The 23,418-nt window shown below is 39.6% G+C and carries 25 protein-coding genes; 9 read left to right on the forward strand and 16 right to left on the reverse strand.

What is annotated here, in order from left to right; genetic code table 11:
* Positions 1-2 precede the first annotated feature (2 nt).
* The 7 genes from B9T36_RS13885 to B9T36_RS13915 form a co-directional block, all read right to left on the reverse strand.
* Positions 3-722 carry an SGNH/GDSL hydrolase family protein gene (locus tag B9T36_RS13885; protein ID WP_086210061.1) on the reverse strand — a complete coding sequence of 240 codons (720 nt, stop codon included), beginning with the start codon at positions 720-722 and terminating at the stop codon, positions 3-5.
* 252 nt (positions 723-974) lie between these two features.
* Positions 975-1,298 carry a pyrimidine/purine nucleoside phosphorylase gene (locus B9T36_RS13890; protein ID WP_086210062.1) on the reverse strand — a complete coding sequence of 108 codons (324 nt, stop codon included), beginning with the start codon at positions 1,296-1,298 and terminating at the stop codon, positions 975-977.
* A gap of 227 nt (positions 1,299-1,525) precedes the next feature.
* On the reverse strand, positions 1,526-2,971 hold the full coding sequence (locus tag B9T36_RS13895; RefSeq protein ID WP_086210063.1) for a DUF1254 domain-containing protein: 1,446 nt from the start codon (positions 2,969-2,971) through the stop codon (positions 1,526-1,528).
* 374 nt (positions 2,972-3,345) lie between these two features.
* Complete coding sequence (locus B9T36_RS13900) at positions 3,346-4,089, reverse strand: SDR family oxidoreductase (RefSeq protein ID WP_086210064.1); 744 nt, start codon at positions 4,087-4,089, stop codon at positions 3,346-3,348.
* Positions 4,090-4,104: 15 nt separating this feature from the next.
* Positions 4,105-4,803 (reverse strand): histidine phosphatase family protein, encoded by a 699-nt coding sequence (locus B9T36_RS13905; RefSeq protein ID WP_086210065.1) that lies wholly within the window; start codon positions 4,801-4,803, stop codon positions 4,105-4,107.
* Positions 4,800-5,921 (reverse strand): phosphotransferase family protein, encoded by a 1,122-nt coding sequence (locus B9T36_RS13910; protein WP_086210066.1) that lies wholly within the window; start codon positions 5,919-5,921, stop codon positions 4,800-4,802. The genes B9T36_RS13905 and B9T36_RS13910 overlap by 4 nt, the downstream gene beginning before the upstream one ends.
* A gap of 94 nt (positions 5,922-6,015) precedes the next feature.
* Positions 6,016-7,257: an acyl-CoA dehydrogenase family protein gene (locus tag B9T36_RS13915; protein WP_086210067.1), complete on the reverse strand. Its 1,242-nt coding sequence runs from the start codon at positions 7,255-7,257 to the stop codon at positions 6,016-6,018.
* Positions 7,258-7,351: 94 nt separating this feature from the next.
* Here B9T36_RS13915 and B9T36_RS13920 point away from each other — a divergent pair, with 94 nt between their 5' ends.
* Positions 7,352-8,269, forward strand: a complete 918-nt coding sequence (locus B9T36_RS13920; RefSeq protein ID WP_086210068.1) for a LysR family transcriptional regulator — start codon at positions 7,352-7,354, stop codon at positions 8,267-8,269.
* A 520-nt stretch (positions 8,270-8,789) separates the two neighbouring features.
* Entirely contained in the window at positions 8,790-9,329 is a 540-nt protein-coding gene (locus tag B9T36_RS13925; protein ID WP_086210069.1) for a lecithin retinol acyltransferase family protein, read from the forward strand.
* Here B9T36_RS13925 and B9T36_RS13930 read toward each other — a convergent pair.
* The 3 genes from B9T36_RS13930 to B9T36_RS13940 all read right to left on the reverse strand — a co-directional run bounded on the left by B9T36_RS13930 (position 9,326) and on the right by B9T36_RS13940 (position 12,637).
* On the reverse strand, positions 9,326-9,784 hold the full coding sequence (locus tag B9T36_RS13930; protein WP_086210070.1) for an SRPBCC domain-containing protein: 459 nt from the start codon (positions 9,782-9,784) through the stop codon (positions 9,326-9,328). The two genes, B9T36_RS13925 and B9T36_RS13930, sit on opposite strands and share 4 nt — an antisense overlap.
* 114 nt (positions 9,785-9,898) lie before the next feature.
* Entirely contained in the window at positions 9,899-10,810 is a 912-nt protein-coding gene (locus B9T36_RS13935; RefSeq protein ID WP_086210071.1) for a bestrophin family protein, read from the reverse strand.
* Positions 10,811-10,918: 108 nt separating this feature from the next.
* Positions 10,919-12,637 (reverse strand): glutamine--tRNA ligase/YqeY domain fusion protein, encoded by a 1,719-nt coding sequence (locus B9T36_RS13940; protein WP_086210072.1) that lies wholly within the window; start codon positions 12,635-12,637, stop codon positions 10,919-10,921.
* Positions 12,638-12,870: 233 nt separating this feature from the next.
* On the opposite strand from B9T36_RS13940, the gene B9T36_RS13945 reads away from it, so the two are divergent.
* Together B9T36_RS13945 and B9T36_RS13950 are read left to right on the forward strand one after the other, a co-directional pair.
* On the forward strand, positions 12,871-13,380 hold the full coding sequence (locus tag B9T36_RS13945) for a peptidylprolyl isomerase (protein WP_086210073.1): 510 nt from the start codon (positions 12,871-12,873) through the stop codon (positions 13,378-13,380).
* Positions 13,381-13,469: 89 nt separating this feature from the next.
* Complete coding sequence (locus tag B9T36_RS13950) at positions 13,470-14,189, forward strand: UDP-2,3-diacylglucosamine diphosphatase (protein ID WP_086210239.1); 720 nt, start codon at positions 13,470-13,472, stop codon at positions 14,187-14,189.
* A gap of 66 nt (positions 14,190-14,255) precedes the next feature.
* On the opposite strand, the gene B9T36_RS13955 is transcribed toward B9T36_RS13950, so the two are convergent.
* Positions 14,256-15,065: a helix-turn-helix transcriptional regulator gene (locus tag B9T36_RS13955; RefSeq protein ID WP_086210074.1), complete on the reverse strand. Its 810-nt coding sequence runs from the start codon at positions 15,063-15,065 to the stop codon at positions 14,256-14,258.
* A gap of 138 nt (positions 15,066-15,203) precedes the next feature.
* Complete coding sequence (locus B9T36_RS13960) at positions 15,204-15,725, reverse strand: YbhB/YbcL family Raf kinase inhibitor-like protein (RefSeq protein ID WP_228147013.1); 522 nt, start codon at positions 15,723-15,725, stop codon at positions 15,204-15,206.
* A gap of 338 nt (positions 15,726-16,063) precedes the next feature.
* On the opposite strand from B9T36_RS13960, the gene nfsB reads away from it, so the two are divergent.
* Positions 16,064-16,717, forward strand: a complete 654-nt coding sequence (nfsB, locus tag B9T36_RS13965) for an oxygen-insensitive NAD(P)H nitroreductase (protein ID WP_086210076.1) — start codon at positions 16,064-16,066, stop codon at positions 16,715-16,717.
* A 123-nt stretch (positions 16,718-16,840) separates the two neighbouring features.
* Entirely contained in the window at positions 16,841-17,074 is a 234-nt protein-coding gene (locus tag B9T36_RS19270) for a hypothetical protein (protein WP_086210077.1), read from the forward strand.
* Here B9T36_RS19270 and B9T36_RS13975 read toward each other — a convergent pair.
* The 4 genes from B9T36_RS13975 to B9T36_RS13990 all read right to left on the reverse strand — a co-directional run bounded on the left by B9T36_RS13975 (position 17,034) and on the right by B9T36_RS13990 (position 20,758).
* On the reverse strand, positions 17,034-17,891 hold the full coding sequence (locus B9T36_RS13975; protein WP_086210078.1) for a DMT family transporter: 858 nt from the start codon (positions 17,889-17,891) through the stop codon (positions 17,034-17,036). The genes B9T36_RS19270 and B9T36_RS13975 overlap by 41 nt on opposite strands.
* Positions 17,892-17,984: 93 nt before the next feature.
* Positions 17,985-19,022, reverse strand: coding sequence for a class II fructose-bisphosphate aldolase (gene fba / locus B9T36_RS13980; RefSeq protein WP_086210079.1), 1,038 nt, complete (start codon positions 19,020-19,022; stop codon positions 17,985-17,987).
* A gap of 121 nt (positions 19,023-19,143) precedes the next feature.
* Positions 19,144-19,419, reverse strand: coding sequence for a hypothetical protein (locus B9T36_RS13985; RefSeq protein WP_086210080.1), 276 nt, complete (start codon positions 19,417-19,419; stop codon positions 19,144-19,146).
* 148 nt (positions 19,420-19,567) lie between these two features.
* Positions 19,568-20,758, reverse strand: a complete 1,191-nt coding sequence (locus B9T36_RS13990) for a phosphoglycerate kinase (protein WP_086210081.1) — start codon at positions 20,756-20,758, stop codon at positions 19,568-19,570.
* Between the two features lie 139 nt (positions 20,759-20,897).
* Between B9T36_RS13990 and B9T36_RS13995 the strand changes: the two genes are divergently transcribed.
* The 3 genes from B9T36_RS13995 to B9T36_RS14005 all read left to right on the forward strand — a co-directional run bounded on the left by B9T36_RS13995 (position 20,898) and on the right by B9T36_RS14005 (position 23,413).
* Complete coding sequence (locus B9T36_RS13995) at positions 20,898-21,284, forward strand: DUF2237 family protein (RefSeq protein ID WP_086210082.1); 387 nt, start codon at positions 20,898-20,900, stop codon at positions 21,282-21,284.
* Positions 21,281-21,874, forward strand: coding sequence for a Maf family protein (locus B9T36_RS14000; RefSeq protein WP_086210083.1), 594 nt, complete (start codon positions 21,281-21,283; stop codon positions 21,872-21,874). Before B9T36_RS13995 ends, B9T36_RS14000 begins: the two co-directional genes overlap by 4 nt.
* Positions 21,875-22,246: 372 nt before the next feature.
* Positions 22,247-23,413 (forward strand): cupin domain-containing protein, encoded by a 1,167-nt coding sequence (locus B9T36_RS14005; protein ID WP_086210084.1) that lies wholly within the window; start codon positions 22,247-22,249, stop codon positions 23,411-23,413.
* The last annotated feature ends 5 nt before the right edge of the window (positions 23,414-23,418 follow it).

Below are 23,418 nucleotides of genomic sequence, written 5' to 3' on the forward strand. Positions count from 1 at the left end.
TTTTAAACCCGTTCAAAATGCTGACGTATTTTTTCAGCTACTTGTTTACCCCATAGCTGATAAATTTCTTTGCTCGGGTGAAAGCCATCCTCTGCCATATCCAAATTCAGATTTTTAAATTTCTCTAAATCGTATTCAATCCAATCCATCTGCTGTTCTTGCGCAACAAATTGACTGAGTTTTAAATTCATCGCTTTAGCGTATTGACCAAATAACCATGCAAGTGGGTTTGGAAGTGCAGGAAACTGATCCATCGGAGGTACTCCCGATGCAATCGTCAGTTGTGGGCTAAATTTATGTTTGAGTATTTGATAAAGTTGTTTCTGTTTTACGATCCAAGCCCGTGGCGAGGTAAATTTTGTAATGTCATTGACACCGACAGAAGTAATAATCACATCAAAATGCCGTGTCTCAAGTGTTTGAATGGCATGAATGACTTGATCTGTGGTGAAGCCAGTCGTTGCATGTAAATAAAATTGAATACTAAATTCAGATGACAGCTCAGTTAAAATTGAACCTAATAATGCATCATCCTGCACATTTACACCAACACCTGCTGCCGCTGAGTCACCTAAAATGAGTAATGACAGTGTTTTGCCTACACCTTTTTTTCCAACACGCTCACCAATTGGCTCGGGCAGTCGTGGTGTATTTTTTTTTACTTGGTAACCCTGTACAAGAATGACAGGAACTAAAACAAGTGTATAAATTTTTAAGCGCATGTTAGCTAACTAGATCTCCGGTAGCCTAAATATAAAAACAGTATACGTTGAATTGAATCCATGCAAAGAATGAAAAACTGTAAAGTTAAAAAACATATTTAGAAAACTGCCATAACACGCAAAGTAAACATTTGGCATTTCCTACATTCAAATTCACTATTTTTAATATATGAACAACCATAAACATGCCAGTTGAGCAATTTAACTCTCAGCAGATCAAGTCAAAAATCCATCTTTTTTCAGCTTAATTTTTTATTTTTCTAAATGACAAATATAATCAACCACTTCGCTTGCCATCATACTAAAGCGACTATTGGCAGGCACATCAAAACTTTCACCCGCATGATAAAGCATCATCTCAGTCTGTAACCCAATTTTGACTTGGCATTGACCTGAAACAATTTCAATATGTTCCGCAACATGTGTTTCAAAAGTTAAAGGTTGATCTGTAGGCAAAATAACCCCTAGGGTCTTTTGTGAACCATCTTCACATTGAATGACATGACTGATTGAGCGCCCACCAAAGTGAACATTGGGTTTTTTTCTTACCGAAACAAAGTCGAACTGATTTGACATCTTCATCACCTCTTTTCTTCAATGCTACACTGATTTTATGACTAACTCATGAATGCATTTAAATCTGAATGCAGAAAAGACACCGTAATCTATAGTAAGCATTGGGGCTTAAAACTCTTGGTCACTGCTCTGCTTGAGTACTACCCTTATCAAAATATGCTCTTTATAAATTTAAACCCCAAAAGCTCCTTGCATTGCACAAGAAGCTTTTATTGTCTTGCTTAGTTCTATTTCACTCGCTCCACTTGTGGCAAAGCATATTCACCAGACAAAATAGCGTCATTTGGCTGGTACAAACGTAAAATTAGATAAAAATTGCCTTTAGGTGCTGGTAACCAATTAGATACCGCTTTGCCAGCTGGCTTTTTATTCTGAATTAGAATATCAAATGAACCATCGGCATTCACCTTAAAACCTTGCGTATCAGAACCAATTTTAAATCTATTTAGCTCATTACTTACCAACATTTTACTCTGCTCATCATAGATCGTAACAGACCAAAAAGCATTCACAGGTGGTGCTTTTTTGAAATGAATCGAATATTGGTTTTTACCTGTTAAGACTTGACCATCAGCATCAGTATAGCGAATTGGATACATGGCTTCTTTTTGCCCATTTCCACCCAAATAAGGCCCAGTAATCAGGGAACGTAATGGATAATTAAAGCCGAAGTTATCATTATTAGGTGCCCAGTCCCAACCATTACGAACTGAGGAAGAATAAGGGAACGCAGAAACAACTGCTTTAGGCCCATCTTCTAAGCCCTTTAGTAGACCTTTTTTCTCAGCAGGAAACATCTTGCTTGGCTCGAAACCATCCTTGGTTAAACCAAGACGAGAAAATTGAGCAAACATTGCCTCATCAGCCGCACGTACTTTATTGTACTTAAGAGCAAAAGCGAGATGTGTCATAAAGCCTAAAGGATCATTACCAATTTCAGGCATTGGATCTAATTTAGCATTAACATGTATTTTACCACTGAGCGGAGTAAGCTTAAATGCATCCTGCAATTTATGAACAGCAGTTAAGTCTTCACCTTGAGTGATACGAATTCGTCCCCATAACCAAACTTTATCTGTTGTTACATCTAGTCGTTGAACGCCTGCAGGTAAGGTGCCTTTCCATCCAGGTGGCACCAACGCAAATTTACCAGCCTTTGTTCCAGTTGTGCGTCGACCAATATAGTGTTCTAACTCCTGCCACATATTAAATACATCAATGACATAATAGCGATCATGCGTATCTGGGACAGTGAGAATATAAGGTTCATCGAGTTTAACCACACTGCTCATATAAGCTGTGTCATTATTAGGTGTTGGCATATCCTTGGCAGTATCCGTTGCCAATTCACGCGCCCATCCAATTTGGTTCAGTGGTGCACGATAGCTCGTTGCAGGTTTTGGGTTAGGTACATCAATATATTCTCGAATTATTCGTTCCATACGTACAAGTGGGTAACCCCAAATATAGGCCTGCACCCCTTGAGTATAGCCATCAATCTCCAATCCTTCATCAATAGCCTCAGGATTAATTGGCGTCGTTAATAAAGGGTCTGGGTAACTCTGTGAGGGGGTGGCCGCCAATACATTCGTGGCAAATAAAACTGGCGCTGTTGCAAGCAACAAATATGTACTTATAACTTTTAACTTTTTTGGTAATTCGTATTTATTCATTATTAAAACCTTTTTAAAAGTATTAATGGGAAATGAAATTTCCTCTTCGTTATTCATATCACACTATTAACATAAATATAAGGGGGGAAATCACCTTGCGAAGCAGATGCCATTAAACTTAATAAACATGATAAATGATTTTCTTGAGATCAGAATATCCTCCTTAAAATCAAGGAAATTCATAGCGTAATAGTCGGATTAAGTTAACGACATATTTATTCAAATTTTCATATAAAAATGAAACAATACAAGTCCTGTGATTTATTTCGGCAATTAAAGTCATTATATTTTTATTGGTGACATCACAGCATATTAAATATGATTGAAGCAAAAGAAAGCTGACTTGGGCAGAAATCAGCTTTCTAAAAGTAGAATTAGCCCAGTTTATTAACCAATTTCAGTGGTAAAACTTTCATCGCTAAACCGAGCGGTAACCAAGGCCATTTAGGAACATAGGCTTTTACTGGAGCTTTTTCAATTTCTGCTGCCAAGAGTCGTGAACCTGTTTTTTCATCCACTTCAAAAGGCAGTGGTTTAGCACCCTCGTTGATTTCTGTACGAATATAGCCAGGGAAAATCGTGGTGACTTTGATTGGGGTATTCAGCAGTTCGGCACGGATCCCTTCAGCCAAATGTGCAACACCTGCTTTACTTGCACCGTATGCTGTCAAATGTTTCGGCATACCACGGACTGCACTCATAGACGAGATAACAACCAAATGTCCTGCATTTTGCTCACGGAAAATTTCAACCGCAGCTTCACACTGTGCCAAAGCTGAAATAAAGTTGGTTTCTACCGTAGCTTTATTAATTGCAAAACTTCCTTTACCAATACGACGCCCATCACCAATTCCAGCATTGACAATGACTCGATCTAAATGACCAAAGTCTTGTTTAAATGCGCGAAACACTTCGAAGACTTGTTCATAATTGGTCACATCTAAAACTTTAGTTATGACTTTTACCCCGTACTGGCTTTCAAGTTCTTGCTTTAAGCTTTCAAGGCGTTCCAAGCGCCGTGCACAAATAGCCAAATTGTAGCCTTTTTGCGCAAATTCGCGTGCCATACCTGCACCAATACCAGAACTTGCCCCTGTAATTAAAATTGTTTTAGCCATGTCTTAATCCTTCCCTTAGATCCATGTCAATAAGTTTGAGTTTTCGGCTTTAATAAAATGATGTTCATTGAGGCTTAACAGTTGTGGTTCATTCCCCACCAAGCGCAAAGTGGTCATGCTACTGTTGGCAATGGCCCAATTTAAAGCGAAGGTTTTATTTGGACTCAGTCCTAACAGCTTACCAGCCACCACTGAAATCACACCACCTGAAGTAAACACCACAGCATAGCGCGGCTTAGTTTGTGCCAGTTCATCACACAAATCTTGTAAAGCACCTTCAATACGACTTTTAAAAGCAGGCCACGATTCATCATATTCATGATGATAGTCACCACCTGTCCAGCGTTCAATTGCCCCTTCAAATATCTTGGCCAAATAAGCACGTGGATTGGATTCTTTGGCCACATCAGCTTTGAGTAAGTGCGGCTCATTAAAACGCGGTTCATAGTGGGCAAAGACTTGCTGATGATTAAACTCATTCCATGCAGAATTGGTCAAAACATCCACTTCAGGAAAACATTCCGCCAAAGAAATACACGCGGTTTGCTGATGTCGTTGCATAGAGCCAGACACCGCTACAGGTGCTTCTTTTAAAATTTGATCAAAATATTGACCCAAAATTTTGGCTTGCAACTCTCCATTTGGTGAAAGTTGGTCATAACTTTCAGCACCAAAAGATGCTTGTCCGTGGCGAATGAAATAAATAGTGGTCATTTACCTAAAATTTCCTTCATTTTGACAATATATTTTTGTGCCACATCATTGGCCTCAATTTTCTGTAAACCAATCAGTTTGAGCGCGCGAATGTGTAAAGCATGAATGACTATCCAAAAATCTTTAAAGGCAGGGTTATTGGTCTGTTTATGGTGATAACGATAATAAATCTGTTGTGCAATTACAGCTAAACGGAAAATGCCAAAGACTTCATAGAAAGTCCAATTGTCCGTTTCTAAGCCTGTTTTTTCTAAATAATAATCCACCACTTGTTTACGTGTGAACATTCCCTTTAAGTTAGTCGGCTGGCGACGTGTCGCTTTAAACAAAGCATTGTCAGATTCTTCAACCCAATAAGCCAAAGCCGAACCTAAGTCCATGAGTGGATCGCCAAGCGTTGCCATTTCCCAATCTAAAACGCCAATAATTTGCGTCGGATGATTCGGATCTAAAATGACATTATCAAAACGCCAATCATTATGAATCACACAGGTTTTTGAATCCGCAGGAATGTTGTCTTTGAGCCAATTCCGCACATATTTAAATGAAGGCACATTAATGGTTTTGGCTTTCTGAAAGCGTGCATCCCAACCTTCAACTTGACGGCGGCAGTAACCCTCACCCTTGCCTAGGTTTTCCAGTTCTGTGCCTTGATAAGGTACTTGATGCAACTCGATGAGTTTATCAATCACATTGACACATAACTCACGAACTTGGGTTTCACTGAAATTCAACTCTCTAGGCAAATTAGCACGTGGAATAATGCCTTCTACGCGTTTCATTACATAGAAGTCACAGCCAAGAACAGATTCGTCCTGACACAATGCAACCATTTCAGGTAAAACAGGATAAAACGGACTTAAGTTCTTCTGTACATGATATTCACGTGCCATATCATGTGCAGATTTGGCTTTGGTCCCTTTCGGCGGGCGACGTAAAATCAGGTCAAGATTGTCGTATTTCAACCGATACGTCCAGTTCGATGCACCACCAGAGTATTGTGTCACCTCGACCGGCCCTTGTAAGTCGACACCTTGTGCTTTGAGCCAGTTTTCTACGGCTACAGCATCTAGTTCTTCACCCGCCCGAACTGTTCCACCTACATCAATCGCTGACATTTTCTTTTTCCCAAACTATCAATCTTTTCTTCACGGTTTAGAAGATCATCTATTCTTTTCAAACTGCGAACCAAATAGATGATCTATCCCACTCTTATTTTTTACGACGTGTACTATGTCCACGTTTTGCTAACTCTAATTTGGCAATCATGCCTTTATGCACTTCATCTGGTCCATCTGCCAAACGCAGTGAACGAGCTTGAGCAAAGAAGCCAGTCAAAGGTGTATCTCGTGATACTCCTGCACCGCCGTGAATTTGAATGGCCATATCGACCACTTTTTCAAGCACACTTGGTGCAACCACTTTGATGGCAGAGATTTCTGTTAATGCCGCCATATTCCCTAAAGTATCCATTTTATACGCAGCATACAAGGTTAATAAACGTGCTTGATCAATCGCAACACGCGCATCTGCCACACGCTCTAGGTTCCCACCTAGTTTTAAAATTTCTTTGCCAAATGCAGTACGGCTCATCCCACGGTCAATCATTAACTCTAAAGATTTTTCCGCAGCCCCAATACAACGCATGCAGTGATGAATACGTCCAGGCCCTAAACGACCTTGCGCAATCTCAAAACCTTGACCTGCGCCACCAATAAAGTTAGAAACAGGTACACGAACATTATTAAAGCTAATTTCGCCGTGACCATGTGGAGCATCATAGTCACCAAAGACTGGTAACATCCGTTCTATTTTGACTCCAGCAGTTTCAACAGGCACTAGAACCATCGAATGTTGATGGTGGCGATCTTTGGTTTCATCGGGTGTATGCGCCATAAAAATAATAATTTTGGCATTTGGGTCACCTAAGCCTGAAGACCACCATTTACGTCCATTTAAAACAATTTCATCGCCTTCGATCACAGCTGTTGCTTGCATATTGGTCGCATCAGATGAAGCAACAGCAGGTTCTGTCATACAGAAAACAGAGCGAATTTTTCCATCTAGGAGTTGAGTCAACCATTGTTGCTTTTGCTCTTCTGAACCATAACGCCATAATACCTCCATATTGCCACTGTCAGGTGCATTACAGTTAAATACGGTCGGCGCAAGAAGACTCCGACCTGTGAGTTCTGCAATGTGAGCATACTCTTGTACGGATAGACCTTGGCCCAACTCTGGACACGGCAAAAACATATTCCATAACCCAGCAGCTTTTGCTTTTGCTTTTAGCACTTCAAGTTGTACAGGCCACTGCCATTTAGTCCAGTCCCCACCTTGATTGAGCTCATGTACTTCATGCCAGAACTCGGTTTCAATAGGTTCAATTTCATTTTGAATAAATTGTTTAGTACGTTGTACATAATCTTGAGCACGTGCCGATAGTTCAAACATGACGACTTCCTTCGATATATTTTGATATTTTCGCTTTACATCAACATAACCTGAAAACTAATATGAACAAAATGATTTTATTTTATAGACAAACATGACTAATATTCATAGTAAGTCCCCTATCGACATGGGACTTTTTCATCGTATTGATATTAATTTATACCCACTTTTTATTGCCATTTATGAGCAAAAAAGTATTTCAAAAGCAGCGCAGATCTTGTCGATTACACAATCTGCGGCAAGCCATGCCTTGCAACGCTTACGGGGGCATTTAAAAGATGATTTGTTCGTTCGTTCGGGCAGCCAAATGCTTCCAACCCCTTTTGCCGAGCAAAGTTATCCCATCATTAAAAGTGCTCTAATTGCAATTCAAAGTATCTCTATTCAGCAGCAAAGCTTTGATCCAAACATGGTAAACAGCTTAAAAATTGCCATTCATGATGAAATCGAACCTATTATTTTCCCAAAGTTAGTTGCTCACTTTCAGAAACTTGGCTTAAGTATTCAATTCGTAAGTAGCAAACTCGACCGCAAAACAGTCGATGCTGATTTGGTTTCTCAGCAAATTGATTTTGTGATTGACTTAGAGCAAAATTTTGGTGAAAGAATTCAATTTAATAGCTTAGTTAAGGACCAATTTGTCGCATGTACACTACTTAAACAGATTGATGCGAATACTTACTTGGCTGCCCCACATATTGGTGTGTCTTCGCGGCGCACTGGCATTTTGGTTGAAGACATTTATTTAAATCGGAAACAACTATCTCGGCAAGTCTTTTTACGCTGTCAACACTATTCCACTGCATTGCAAATTTTAGAGCAATACCCCAATGCAATTTTAACGATTCCTAAAAATATTCTGACTCATCTCAATATCTCCCCGTCTCTCAATATTTTTGATGTACCTATTGAACTGCCGAAAATGAATATTGGTATTTATTGGCATAAGAATTTGTCTGAAAATAAAAGACATCTTTTTTTGAAATCTGAAATTTTTAAAATTTTTGCTTAGGCTATTTGTTATTATATTTTTTTTGCTTAGGCTATTCTATAGAGTCAACCTAACCCGTATATAGATGCTTTATAGAAAGATTTTTTGTACCTTGATTAACAAAACTATCATCCATTGGTTTAGTTTATTCATTATCGAGGCCGTGACAAAAAATTGTATCTGTATCCTAAATCACCATGTCAGTGCTCATTGTGAGACCGTATGGATGATGTAGTTGTGAATGTAGATAGATGTAAAAGTAGGCGATGAAATATGCATATTAAGCTTTGGTTGAAATCAAAGCATACACATCAGGATTGTGTTTTTTATAAAAATTATCTTAAATTATAAGCTTTCAGCTTTGCTTTCCAGACTGCATATCTAATGAAAACGTGACTTTAAATTTGATGCTAATTCGCTTTATTGAATAACAGTATCGTAAACTCAGATCAAAGCTAATCCTACTAAATAGTCGCTTATTCTAAGCAGAAGCTTTAAAATAGAGATAAAAGACAACTGTAATGAATTAGCACATATAGGTATGCAACAACAAAAACCACACTATCCTTTGGGAGCTCATCTCATAGTCAAGCATTTTGGCTATACGCATCACGGCATCTATGCTGGGCGTGGGCGTGTGATTCATTATTCAGGTTTTGCTCATCTTTTTAGAAAGCATCCCATTGAAATGACCTCGATTGAAAATTTCAGTCATGGACGTAAAATTATTGTTAATCAATACCAAAACCCCAAATATAAAGGCCGTAAGGTTGTGCGACGAATGCGGTCACGTATGCATGAAAACAACTATCATCTTATTATTAACAACTGTGAACACTTGTGTACCTGGGCCATTACGGGCGTTGAAAGCAGCCCACAAGTCATTAAGATGATGAACCGACTGACGACTATTGGTTACGTCAGTTCTGTAATGAGCTTTATGAACAGCCTCATGTTAACGCTCACCACGACCTGTTTTGCTTTGGTACTCTATATCAAGAAAAAATTACGTGATAAAGCCAAACGGCAGATTGGTAGCTATCTTGAGTTTAAAGAACAACGCTCTAAAAAAAATCACTAACGCGAACGAAGTTGAAATGGCGGAAACTTATCTTCAACCAAATTGAGTTGAATATCATACTCTAACCAAGCTTTCGCACCATCAAGCACGGTCGTAAAACCACCCGTAGCATCCATCACGTAATGCATCAACTCATTGCCCTGAAGCTCAATGTCATAGTTTCGAATCATGACATAGGTATTCATACTGTCGATTTGCTCAAATACGAAGTCAACTTTGGTTCTAGGTGCTCCCCATTCAATACTAATAAGTTCATGCTCAACGACTTGTAATACATGAATAGAGTGCGTAATTTGGTATTTATCCCATGTCCAATCCACAACAGCCCCTTTTTCAATATAACCCGATGACTGACTGAACCAAAATTTAGTGGTAATGAGTGGGTCAACGAAAGCATTAAACACAATATTCACAGAACGCCGAATCAACATTTGGGTTTCAATTACTGTAGTCATTTTTATATCCTAATCATTTTTAAGCTTAGTGATAGCACATCTTAATGAACCAAGAATATCGAAGAATTGTTATGGCTTAGATGATGCCGATCTTCTCTTGAGTATTTGTTTTAGTTAACGCAGATTCGCTTTATGTGGACTCATTTCGGGAGGTAGAGGATGTTTGAGAGAGCTGAGCATTTCACGTTCTATTCCACGAACAATTGCATCCAAAGCCAAATCGTTTTCCTGAAGCCCAAAAGGTTCTTCTAACTCTGCACTTAACGCATCTAAACCTAAAACAAGATAAGCAATTAATGCCACGATCACAGGTGACCAGAAACCTAAACTGGAACTTAGGCTAAAGGGCAAAATCACGCAGAAAGAATACACGGCGCGATGTAATAGAACAGAATAAGAGAATGGTAATGGCGTCGATGAAATACGATCGCAACCTGCATGAATATCTCCCATTGCAACTGTATGCTGGCGTAAACCACTGTAAATAATGTCGCTAATTTCTCCTTCCTTATAAAGGACGGTCAAATCTTTTTGTGCAAGCTCTAATACGTATTGAGGTTGATTTGAGTGATTCTTTAACACTTGCCACTCTTCATCTTTGAATTGTGTTTTTTCTCGATAATGTTCAAATGCATAGCTTTGTTTGCGTAAACGGTCACGGAGTAAATGACTAAATAACATGACGCGATACATTAAAACTTCACGCGCTGTATCATTTAATACATAACTATCACGAATTATATGTCTCGAATTGGCAATCAATGCACCCCACAGCTTGCGCCCCTCCCACCAACGGTCATAACATGCCGTATTTCGAAAACTTAAAAATATAGAAAGAATCACACCAAACACGGTGAAACCAATAGTTGGTACCGCAGGAACAGAAACAAAATGCTGTGTAGATAAATATACCAATAGCGTTGAAATCAGAACACCAACCATTAGTGCAGGAAAAACCTTGGGGAGTATGGTGCCACGCCATGCAAAGAGTAATGCAAAACTATTGGTTTTATCTCGAACAATCACAGTTCATTCCTCTTGATTTCGCTACGAAAAGGCTCAACCGAAGTTGAGCCTTATATCTATTTTCACATCCATAAAAGCATAGCTTTATTTAGTGTTTAAGCAAAAGCCTTATTTCGGCTTAAAACTATCTTTTAAGTCCAAAATACGGTTAAACACTGGTTTATCACTGCTATGGTCGTACTGATCTGCAACAAAATAACCTTCACGTTCAAACTGGAAACGTTCTTCAGGCTGTGCTTGTGCAAGTGCAGGCTCAATCACTGCTTGTACAGTTTTCAATGACTCAGGGTTGAGATGTACAAGGAAATCATCATCCGCATCAGGTGCTGCTTCGTTAAATAAACGATCATAAATACGGACTTCAGCTGGAATACCTTTAGTCGCAGATACCCAATGAATCACACCTTTAACTTTACGACCTTCAGGATTTTTACCTAAAGTTTCAGGGTCAATTGAACATTTCAACTCCACCACTTCACCGTTTTCATCTTTAATTACTTCATCACACTTAATCACATAAGCATGACGTAGACGAACTTCACCACCCGGAATTAAACGCTTGAAGCCTTTTGGTGGTTCTTCTTCAAAGTCTTTACGGTCGATATAAATTTCAGATGTTAATGGGATCACACGCTCACCCATGTCTACATTTGGATGACGTGAATGAGTTAAATCTATATCGTTAGGCAAATTTGTGAGTGTGACTTTGAGTGGATTCAATACTGCCATACCACGAGCAGCTGTATTTTCCAAAGACTGACGGATGCAGTATTCAAGCATTGCAACATCAACAATACCATCTGACTTCGATACACCTACACGCTTACAGAAGTCACGTAGACCTTCTGGGGTAAAACCACGACGTCGCATACCGACAACCGTTGGCATACGTGGGTCATCCCAGCCATTAACATAACCACCTTCAACCAATTTACGTAATTTACGCTTAGAGGTAATGGTGTAGTCTACATTTAATCGACTCGACTCATACTGACGTGGTACTGCTTCCGAGTGAACTTTTTCAACCACCCAGTCATAAAACGGACGGTGGTCTTGGAACTCTAGGGTACACAATGAGTGAGTAATCCCTTCAATTGCATCTGATAATGGATGCGCATAGTCGTACATTGGGTACATTTTCCATTTATCACCTGTTTGGTGATGCTCTGAATGGAGTACACGGTACAAAATAGGGTCACGCATATGCACATTTGGAGATGCCATATCAATCTTGGCACGCAGAACAGCTTCACCTTCTGCAAACTCACCATTGTTCATTTTTTCAAAACGCGCAAGGTTTTCTTCAACTGAAGTATCGCGATAAGGCGAGTTTTTACCTGGCTCAATAAAGTTACCGCGGTTCAAACGGATTTCTTCAGGTGACTGTAAATCAACGTAAGCATCACCCTGTTTAATCAGTTGAATCGCCCATGCATGGAGTTGATCGAAATAGCTTGACGCATAGCGTGGTTCGCCATTCCATTCAAAACCTAACCACTTAACGTCATTGGCGATCCCATCGACATATTCTTGTTCTTCTGCATCAGGGTTGGTGTCATCAAAACGGAGGTTGCAAGAACCATCAAATTCGTTAGCAATACCAAAGTTTAGGCAAATCGCTTTCACGTGGCCAATATGTAAATAACCATTCGGCTCTGGTGGAAAACGTGTGACAACTTTTTGCGTACGTCCTTCGGCCAAATCTTCGGTAATCACTTGGCGCACAAAGTCTAAGCCTGGCTGTTGTTCTTGCTGCGCTGCGACAGAGGCATTGTTACTTGGTGTCGGGTTATTTGGCAGTGTTGAAACAACATCATTCGGCTTCATAGTTTAAAAATCACTTTGATGAAAAAATTGAGGAAAAACAGGCTGTGCTACATCAGCATAATTCTAACCGATCTATCGGCTAATTTATGAATATTTTACAGCCCCTTAAACGATATTTGATCTATTTTACAAAGAAAATAACGTTTTTACTTGCCTTGTAGTTTACAGTTTGCTTATGCTTCTCACAACCAAAAAACCCATGGCTTTGATGTCCATGATCAGGAGATTACACAATGAGTTTTCCTCAAGTCGAATTAAACACCAATAAAGGTCGTATTATTCTTGAACTTAACAACGAAAAAGCACCGATTACTGTTGCTAACTTCTTAGAATACGTACGTGACGGTTTCTATGACGGCGTAATTTTCCACCGCGTGATCGACGGCTTCATGATCCAAGGTGGTGGTATGGATGAAAACTTCAAAGAAAAAGCAACACGTGATGCAATTGAAAACGAAGCTGATAACGGCTTAACCAATGACCTTGGTACAATTGCAATGGCACGTACACAAGCACCTCACTCGGCATCTGCTCAGTTCTTTATTAACGTGGGTAACAACTCGTTCCTTAACCACTCGGGCAAAACGGCTCAAGGTTGGGGTTATGCAGTTTTCGGTAAAGTAACTGAAGGCCTAGACGTAGTAAACGAAATTAAAGGCGTTCGTACTGGCAACCGTGGCTACCATGCTGACGTTCCACTAGAAAACGTTGTAATTGAATCTGCTAAGATTATTTCTGAATAAAAATCCCTCCTAACCTCCCTTTAAAAAAGGGAGGAAGTCCCTCTTTTTAAAGAGGGATTTAGGGAGATTAAATTAAAATGGAAACTTCCGTGACCTATCTGTTTATCGCCGATTTACACTTGTCACCAGATCACCCTCGACTCATTCGGGGGTTTTTAGATTTATTAGATGCTTATAAAAACAAGAATACCCAGCTGTATATTTTAGGTGATTGGTTCAACGCATGGATTGGCGACGACTACACAGCTCCTTGGCTAGATGAAATCGTAAGTGCGCTACAACAATTTTCAAATGCAGGCAATCATATCTACTTCTTAACAGGTAACCGTGATTTTGCTCTTGGACAAACATTTCTTGATCAATTCAATGGGGAACTTTTATCTGAGATCACGACACTTCATATTGCAGGGAGTATCATTCGTATTGAACATGGTGACCTACTCTGCACGGACGATATATCTTATCAGCGTTTCCGGAAGATTATTCGAAACCCACTATTGCTGAAATTATTAAAAAATACACCTCTCAGCTTTAGACAAAAACTAGCCAACGGCTTCCGTAAAAAAAGTCATCAAGCACAGCAGTTGAAAAGCTATGAAGTGATGGATGTGAATCAAGACGCGGTTCAAACAGCCCTAAAAAATGTCGATTTACTCATCCATGGACATACTCACCGTGCCAATATTCATGATGTCGAAAGTAAAAAAAGAATTGTACTTGGTGACTGGAAAGAAGATTCTGCTCAGATTTTAGAAATTGACCCGACACAAAATGATCATGCATTGTATTTAAACACGTGGCGGTATTAATCATCTTTTAAACATCTAATCCAAGCACACTATGTCGCCATTAACTTAAAGTACTACAATGATTCATTACTTATGTGTCCGTGTTTTTCTAAGTTCGGTGGGTGTAATTCCAAATAACTGTTTAAATTTACTGGTAAATTTTGATTGTGAATGATAGCCGCATTGCTCTGCAATTAGTCCTATTGGTTCCATTGTTGTTTGTATCAAATGTAAACCATACCCTAGTTTGGTTTGGCGAATCAAAGATAAAATATCAATTTCTTCGGCAATAAGTTTTCTTCTTAAGGTCGATTCACTCATTGCAAGTTGCGTTGATACCCGCTTCATATTCCATGCAATACTCACATCATGACTGATAATGTCATGTATTCGATGCCCAAGAGAAGGATTTCTCGCAATCGCGCCCACATCTGCATACCCTAAACAGTAAAGTAGCTGTAGTATTTCCTGCCTTCTAAAGTGCCACGTCTCAGGTGGGGAGACGAGTGACCATTCAATCAATTGCATTAACGTTGTTTTTAAAATATCGTGTATTTCCCCTTGAAAATAATTTTTCTGACTCACCCCTGCATGTTTGAATTGAACAAAATCCTGATAATCAAACTCTATAAGCACTGCAACATATTCATCATGTTCATTTGGAATATTTCTCATATCTATTTTTGGGCTATTCGATAAAAATACAAAGGAGCCTTGTGGGCATACAATCTCACCACTAGAGCCGAGCTGCTTTTCACCAGAAAGTACAAATATGATTAACGGTTTTATAATCGGAGCACTCAATATAAGTTGCTCTTGTTTAGATGAATACAACGAAAAAGGTAATTTTTTCTTTTCATTTACGAGTTTTTTTACTAACCCTAATACTTCTTGCATACATCAATAATCATATTAATTTTTGATAAAATACAACCTAATGTGAATAAAGTCATATTAAATTCAAATTTTCCCAAAAACACTGTCTAAAGCAGAGTAAATGCTTGAAACAGTGTGAGATGTATTTGGCTATATAGATTAATCACGCTGATATAAAGCAGTTATTGTGCTGGAAGCCAGAGCATTTGCTCGAACCATATACCCTGTTAAAGCACCTGATGCATTTTCAGGTAGATCCAACTTCTTAGATAAAGCAAAAACTGTAAATTGATAACGATGTACACCATGTCCTTGGGGTGGGCATGCACCGCCAAAGCCTGCTACACCATAATCGTTTTTAATACTTAGGCTTCCCTTCGGCGCCAAGTTTCGACTAAGATCACCTGCCCCTGTCGTTAATACAGTCACATCTTTCGGAATATTAACAATTTGCCAGTGCCACCACCCACTCCCCGTTGGAGCATCGGGGTCATACGCTAGAACAGCAAATGCTTCCGTTCCTTTTGGCGCGCCATGCCAAGAAAGTTGTGGTGATAGATTTTGACCATTACACCCAAACCCTTGAAACTCCTGAGCTTGACTCATTAATTGATCTTGTGAAATATCGGTACTTTTCAGTATGAATTCATCGGCCCAAGATGTTGCACCAATACCCAACATACAACTAGAAATCAATAACTTAAAAAATAAATGACGCATATAAGATAACCCTATTGTTATACCTCTTGATATGTAAAGTATAAAATATCTAAATCCAGTCACTTATCCCAAAACCTAGCAACTTTTATCCTTTTAGGTGTCAAATACAAATCAATTTAAATCAATTGCCATAAGCCCGATAGATTACGGCTATCCCAACCATTAACGTTTTACAGTGACCAAGAGAAAACTTATAGATATAAAACAACTCTAAGCCATTGCGAAAAATATGCTGAAATTGGACCTAAAACTTATTTTATCTATTACAATTATTTTAAGTTCAATTTGACTGATGACTAATGGACACTCTGATTACTGCAAAAACACGATATACAACTAAAGCTTATGACCCGAATAGAAAGATCCCTCATGAACAGTTTGTTCGATTATTAGAAATTCTCCGCTTAACGCCATCATCTATTAACATCCAGCCTTGGCACTTCTTCATTGCAGAAAATACAAACGCCAAAGAGCGAATTGCCAAAGCATTGGTGGGTAAATATGCATACAATGCACCCAAAGTTTTAGATTCATCACATACCATTTTATTTTGTACTAAAGCCGACATTTCTGAACAGCATTTAGAAAATTTACTTCATCAGGATGAGCTCAACGGACGTTTTAAAGACGATGCCGCTAAACAAGGACAAAAAGACAGTCGCTCTGGTTATGTAGACTATTATCGTAATGAAAAAGGCGATATTCAGCGTTGGGCGGAAAACCAAACCTTTATTGCTTTAGGCCAAATTCTATTAGCAGCCGCTAGTGAAAAAATTGATGCAACACCGATCGGTGGCTTTGATGAGTCAATCATTAGTGAAGAACTCGATTTAGTCGCGAAAGGTCTAATTCCCTCTGTACTACTCACATTGGGCTACCGTAGCGATGCCGACTTTAATGCCAAATTACCCAAGTCTCGACTAAACAACGTAGATATTTTCACGCAGCTGTAATGATAGCTATATATAAAGAAGGGACTCTAAGTCCCTTCTTTATATTTTAGGTCTGAAAATTGCTTATTTATTTTTAAGCTAAATCATTTCAATCTAAACAAAACAAAAATAGTGAGGTTACTGATGTCAGTTACACCGTATATGCCAATGAAGTTTGAGTGTGCTCGTTGCAATAAAATCTATTTACGTCAGTATGAAAATAAAATACACACCCATTACCCTAACTGTCCCAGTTGTGAGCAACCAGGTTTATTACTCGGTATTGCTGTGCTTGAAGATCTACTCAAACACCCTCAGTCTTTTGTCCGCAATTTTTTTAAACAGACATTGCATAAGCTAAACAAACTACACTGGTAATACCCAATACAAGTCCAATCGCTGTTGCGGGCTTCAGCTTTTCTTTAAATAAAACCAGTCCGCTCAGCACACCTAAAAGTACCACCATAATATTCATGCCCGCAAAAACCACCGCAGGGCTGTCCTTGAGTAGCAGATGTGCTTTGACATACAGTGCGATATTGGCAAAGTTCAACACGCCAAGACATAAACCAGCCACAACGTTTTTGGTTAAGCCGACATTTTTTGTGGTCACGGCAACATAGCTAACTGACAATAAAAATGCACAAATAAACATCAGGTTTAATGCAACAGAAAATTGGACACCTAAGCCTGTAGTATATTTGAGTAAAATGTCTATCAGCGCATAACCAAACCAAACAAGTGCTAAATACCATACAGCCTGCTTTTGCCCCTCTCCGCCACCCGATGCATTGGTAAATAAAATGCACATCACGGCAGCAAGACCTAACCCTACCCCAACAATTTTCAGCTGATTAAACTGTTCTTGAAAAATAAAATAAGCCGCCAATAAGGACAAAATTACCGATAAGCGTTGTGCGATTTCTGTTTTGACAATACCTGCATATTGCAAAGACTTGGCTAAAAATAAAAATACACTCGGCAACAAGACACCGAGGGCAACAATTAACCACCAAGGCGTATTTGAAATAGAAACGTGGCTAAGGTCAGGTTTAAACCAGAAATAGCACAACAAACTGGCTGAAGCATAGTTCCAGCTGATCATCTGAATTGGATCAAAGCCTTTGTTTTTACCCCATTTTAAAAGAATGGAGACCACCACACTACAACAGGCCGCAGCAAATATCAGTTCCATAGCACACTCTTATTATTGTCGCCTTGAATATAAACACACATAGAAAAGCCCACATCAAGGTGGGCTTTTCCAATATAAATCATTCAAAATGAATTATTTATAATGTTCAACCATTTTCTCTAAAGAAATTGGACGAATCTTGTCAGCATTGCCCGCTGTACCAAATGCTTCATAACGGTCAACACAAATTTGTTTCATTGCATCTACAGTTTTTGCGAAGAATTTACGTGGGTCAAATTCACTTGGTTGTTCAGCCATCATACGACGCATTGCACCTGTTGATGCTAAACGCAAGTCTGTATCAATGTTGATCTTACGAACACCGTGCTTGATTGCTTCAACCAGTTGTTCAACAGGAACACCATAGGTTTCTTTGATGTCACCGCCATACTGGTTAATGATCGCTAACCATTCTTGAGGAACAGAGCTTGAACCGTGCATAACAAGGTGGGTATTTGGAAGCGCCGCATGAATTTCTTTAATACGGTCAATCGCCAAAATATCGCCTGTAGGTGGACGTGTAAACTTATACGCACCATGTGAAGTACCGACTGCAATTGCAAGTGCATCGACATTGGTATCTGCAACGAACTGACGTGCTTCTTCAACAGAAGTAAGAAGTTGAGAATGATCGAGTACACCTTCAGCACCCACACCATCTTCTTCACCCGCCATACCCGTTTCAAGGCTACCTAAACAACCGATTTCACCTTCAACTGAAACACCGCATGCATGCGCCATTTGTACTGTACGACGTGTTACATCAACATTATATTCATAAGTTGTTGGTGTTTTACCGTCTGCACCCAATGAACCATCCATCATCACTGATGAGAAGCCCAATTGAATTGAACGTTGGCAAACGTCTGGATCTGTACCGTGGTCTTGGTGCATTACCACTGGAATGTGTGGCCATTCTTCAATTGCTGCCAAAATAAGATGACGTAAGAATGGAGCACCTGCATATTTACGCGCACCCGCTGATGCTTGTACGATAACAGGTGAATTTGTCGCATCTGCTGCAAGCATGATTGCGCGCATTTGTTCTAAGTTGTTTACGTTGAATGCTGGTACGCCGTAAGCATGTTCGCCGGCGTGATCCAAGAGCTGGCGCAATGAAATAAGAGCCATAATGTCCTCCCAGTTGATGCGACATATTCTACATGGTCAAAGGTTTCAATTCAGCAACAAATAACACTATTTAAAAAAAATCCCCGCAATTGCAGGGACTTTTTACAAATTTCACATCTAATTAATGTGCTTGAGCCGCTGAAGCTTCTACCGCAGTATCCGCTGTTGCAGCATCGGCTGGTGCATTTGCGACTTCAGCAGGAATATCTTTATTCTTTTCATCTAATACTGGCTGATCAATCGCATCAATTGCTGCTTGTTGTTCAGCTGTTACAGCTTCTTCAACTGCTGCTGTTTCAGATGCTGCAACGGGTTGTTCTGGTGCTTCATTTTTCTTACAAGCAGTCAAAGCTAGTGGTGCTAACAAAAGTGCAGCAAGAGTCATTTTTAAATTCATAATGTTTTCCTAGAACAGATGATTTAATGCCCTGTAGTTTATTTCAGCAATATTTCATTTTCATGACTAAATGATGAATAGATTTGTTAAGCCCATAAAAAAGGTTGACCTAAGTCAACCTTTTTTACAACAACTTTAAACAAGATACTTATTGTGCACGTTCTAGTAATGCGGCAACTGCTGGAAGGGTTTTGCCTTCGACAAACTCAAGGAAAGCACCACCACCAGTTGAGATATAACCAATTTTGTCTGCAACTTCGTATTTATCAATAGCAGCTAAAGTGTCACCACCACCCGCAATCGAGAAGCCAGCCGATTCAGCAATCGCTAAAGATAAAGTTTTAGTGCCTTCGCCAAATTGATCGACTTCAAACACACCGACTGGGCCATTCCACAAGATCGTTTTTGACGTTTTTAGAATGTCTGCAAATGCTTTTGCTGTTTCTGGGCCGACATCCAAAATCATGTCATTGTCAGTCACATCTTCAACTTTTTTCACGACTGCTTTAGCAGCAGCCAATGAACCCAAGAAGTCTGCAAAATCAATTTCAGAAGCATCCGCCACGACAACATCCGTTGGAAGCGGTACAGAAACTTTTGCAGCAATCGCTTTTGCGGTGTCAATCAAATCATTTTCACACAATGATTTACCGACATTGAAGCCTGCTGCTGCCAAGAACGTATTAGCAATACCGCCACCCACAATCAACTGATCGCAAATATCAGAAAGTGATGTCAACACATCCAACTTAGTCGATACTTTAGAACCCGCAACAATCGCAACCATTGGCTTTTCAGGCGTTTGTAATGCGCGACCTAAAGCATCAAGTTCAGCTGCAAGGAGTGGACCTGCTGCTGCAACTTTTGCTAAACGTGCTACACCTTCAGTTGATGCTTCTGCACGGTGTGCTGTACCAAATGCATCCATTACAAATACATCACAAAGCGCCGCATATTTTGCTGCAAGTTCTGGGTTATTTTTCTTTTCACCTGCGTTAAAGCGGCAGTTTTCAAGGAGTACCACTTGACCTGCTGTAACGTCAACGCCATCGAGATAGTCCGTCACTAATTGAACGTCTTGACCCAATGCTTCAGTCAAATATGCAGCAACAGGTGCTAATGATTGTTCTTGTTTTGGCTCACCTTCAACAGGACGACCAAGGTGAGAGTAAACCATTACGGCTGCGCCTTGTGCTAACGCTGCTTTAATTGTTGGTAAAGCGGCACGTAAACGCGCATCACTTGTAATCACACCATTTTTAACAGGAACGTTTAAATCTTCGCGAATAAGAACACGTTTACCTGTTAAATCGAGGTCAGTCATACGCTGAAAATTCATGTAGAGCTCTCTTTCTATATATAAAAATCGCGTCGATTTTAAATGATTATGCAGAAAAAGGTTAGCTTCTTTTGCAGAAAAGCAAACGAAAGGCAAAGTTTTGCTATCATAGTGAAAAGTCTCACTCGATTTATCATTTATGTCTATTCATCCTGATCCAAATCTGAACCGTTTAAACGTTTTGGGTGAACCTTTAGCGAGCTGCTGTTACTCCCCAATTACTGGTTATTTCCGTAATGGTTTTTGTCATACAGCACCCTCAGATTTGGGACAACACACCATCTGTGTCGAAATGACCTCTGAGTTTTTAAATTTTTCGCAACAAGTGGGCAATGACCTCATTACCCCTGTGCCTGAAGTTAACTTTCCGGGACTACAACCGGGAGATTTTTGGTGTATCTGTGTGACTCGTTGGGTAGAAGCGTATCAAGCAGGTTTTGCTCCTCCAGTCAAAGTTCAAGCTTGCCATCAGGCCGTACTGTCTTACGTACCGCTGAATGTGCTCATGGAATATGCAGTCGAATGAATACTTCCGAAATTATCTTGGCATCCAGCAGTCAAACTCGTAAAGATTTGATGAATCGCTTACGCTTAGACTACCGTTGCATTGTCCCTGATATAGACGAATCGCCTCGTGGAGAAAGCCATGCGGATGATTTGGCTAAACGCTTGGCATTTGAAAAGGCGCATGTAATTGCTAGACAACATCCAGATGCGATTGTGATTGGTTCCGACCAAGTCGCATGGCGTGAAGGTGCGCCCGATATTTTTATTGGAAAACCATTGTCTGCTGAAAAGGCGATTAAACAATTACAAGCCAATTCAGACAAGATTGTCTACTTCAGTACCGCTTTGAGTGTTCAACAGCATTCTACTGGATTTGAACATAGTCTAGTTGAACACTATAAAGTTAAGTTCCGTAAACTTAGCCTGCCTGAAATTCAACGTTATATTGAACTTGAGCAACCATTCATGTGCGCTGGTAGTTTTAAATGTGAAAGCTTAGGGATCAGTTTATTTGAACAAATGATAGGACAAGATCAAACTACTCTTATGGGTATGCCGATGATCCAGTTATGTAATATTCTGCGTGAATTAAAAGTGCTTGTGCCTTAATTCTATAGAAAGATTTTTAGTTTATGTCTAATAAATTGAACAGCACTAAGTGTTGCTGTTCTCTTTTTAGTACTAAGCTTAATCACATGATTAGATCTCTTTCATAAGTTATACTCACTCTTTTCGATTTCCTTCTGTCATATCTGATTCGCTATTTTCTGGGCATTGTCTTTATTTAACATTATGTTTATTTGCTATGTTTTAAACATATTATTCTGTAAAAATTTTAATGTGAGTAGCCTAACGGCTGATGCAGGCGTTAGTTATTTAAATCAGCGAATCACTTTCAAATAAATCTAACGATACTTGCGCATAGGCCTTCGATCATAAGACAATACACAATATTGTTTTAAATTTGCTTAGGCTATTTTCATGTCCCAAACTCTTGATGTTCTTGGCGGTATTACAGCCGAACAATTCCTTACCGAATATTGGCAAAAAAAGCCTTTATTGGTGCGTAATGCTATTCCTGAAATTGCCAATCTCTTAGAACCAAGTGATGTAATGGAACTGGCTTTGGATGAAAATGTCACAGCCCGTCTCATCAAACAAAAAGATCGCGATCCAAATCAATGGTCGGTAAAGTCTTCTCCACTCTTAAAAGCAGATTTTCAAAAGATGCCGAAGCTTTGGACTATGTTGGTTCAAGCCGTCGACCATTACTCTTTTGATTTGGCAGCGCTATGGAAAAAATTTCCATTTATTCCACAGTGGCGTCGTGATGACATCATGGTCTCTTATGCACCTAAGGGTGGTTCTGTAGGAAAACATTTTGACTTTTATGATGTCTTTTTGGTGCAAGGCTATGGTCATCGTCGTTGGCAGTTGGGTCAAATGTGCGATGCTGAATCTGAGATTGTTGCAGGCCAGCCTTTAAAATTACTGCCTGAAATAGACACCCATTTCGATGAAGTATTAGCCCCAGGTGACCTACTTTATGTACCACCAGGTTTAGCTCATTATGGCGTCGCTGAAGATGACTGCCTGACCTTCTCTTTTGGCTTCCGTATGCCAAACGTCACTGATATGGTTGACCGTGTAGGTGACAAACTATCAGATAATGCCCTGCTGCGTAATCCTTTGCTCGATATTGTCCGTGACCAACAAAGCCCGATCGGTCAATTAACACAAAACGAATTGGATTATTTAAAAGCAGAAATTCTAGCTCAATTACAAAATTCAACTCTGCTTGAAGATGCTATTATGACCTTGATGTCAGAGCCGAAATATCCTGAAAATATTCCTGAAGCTGAAGAAATTGGCACGGGAGATTTGGAAGGTATTTTAGACCAAGGCTACCAACTCATTTTAGAGCCTGCATCTCGCCTACTTTATACGTATGACGAAAATGCGTTCTTGTTCTGGGCTAATGGTGAAGGATTGTGTATTTCAGACCAATTTGCACCATTACTTAAAAGTTTAGCTGATGGTGAGGCATTATTGCTTGATGAAAGTTTATATGATGCCGATATTCTAGAAGATATCGCAATGCTTATGAACGAGTCTGTTTTGATGCTTCTACCTCCTGAAGAAGTTTAACAACA

It is taken from the genome of Acinetobacter sp. ANC 4204, from assembly GCF_002135205.1.
GTDB lineage: Bacteria > Pseudomonadota > Gammaproteobacteria > Pseudomonadales > Moraxellaceae > Acinetobacter.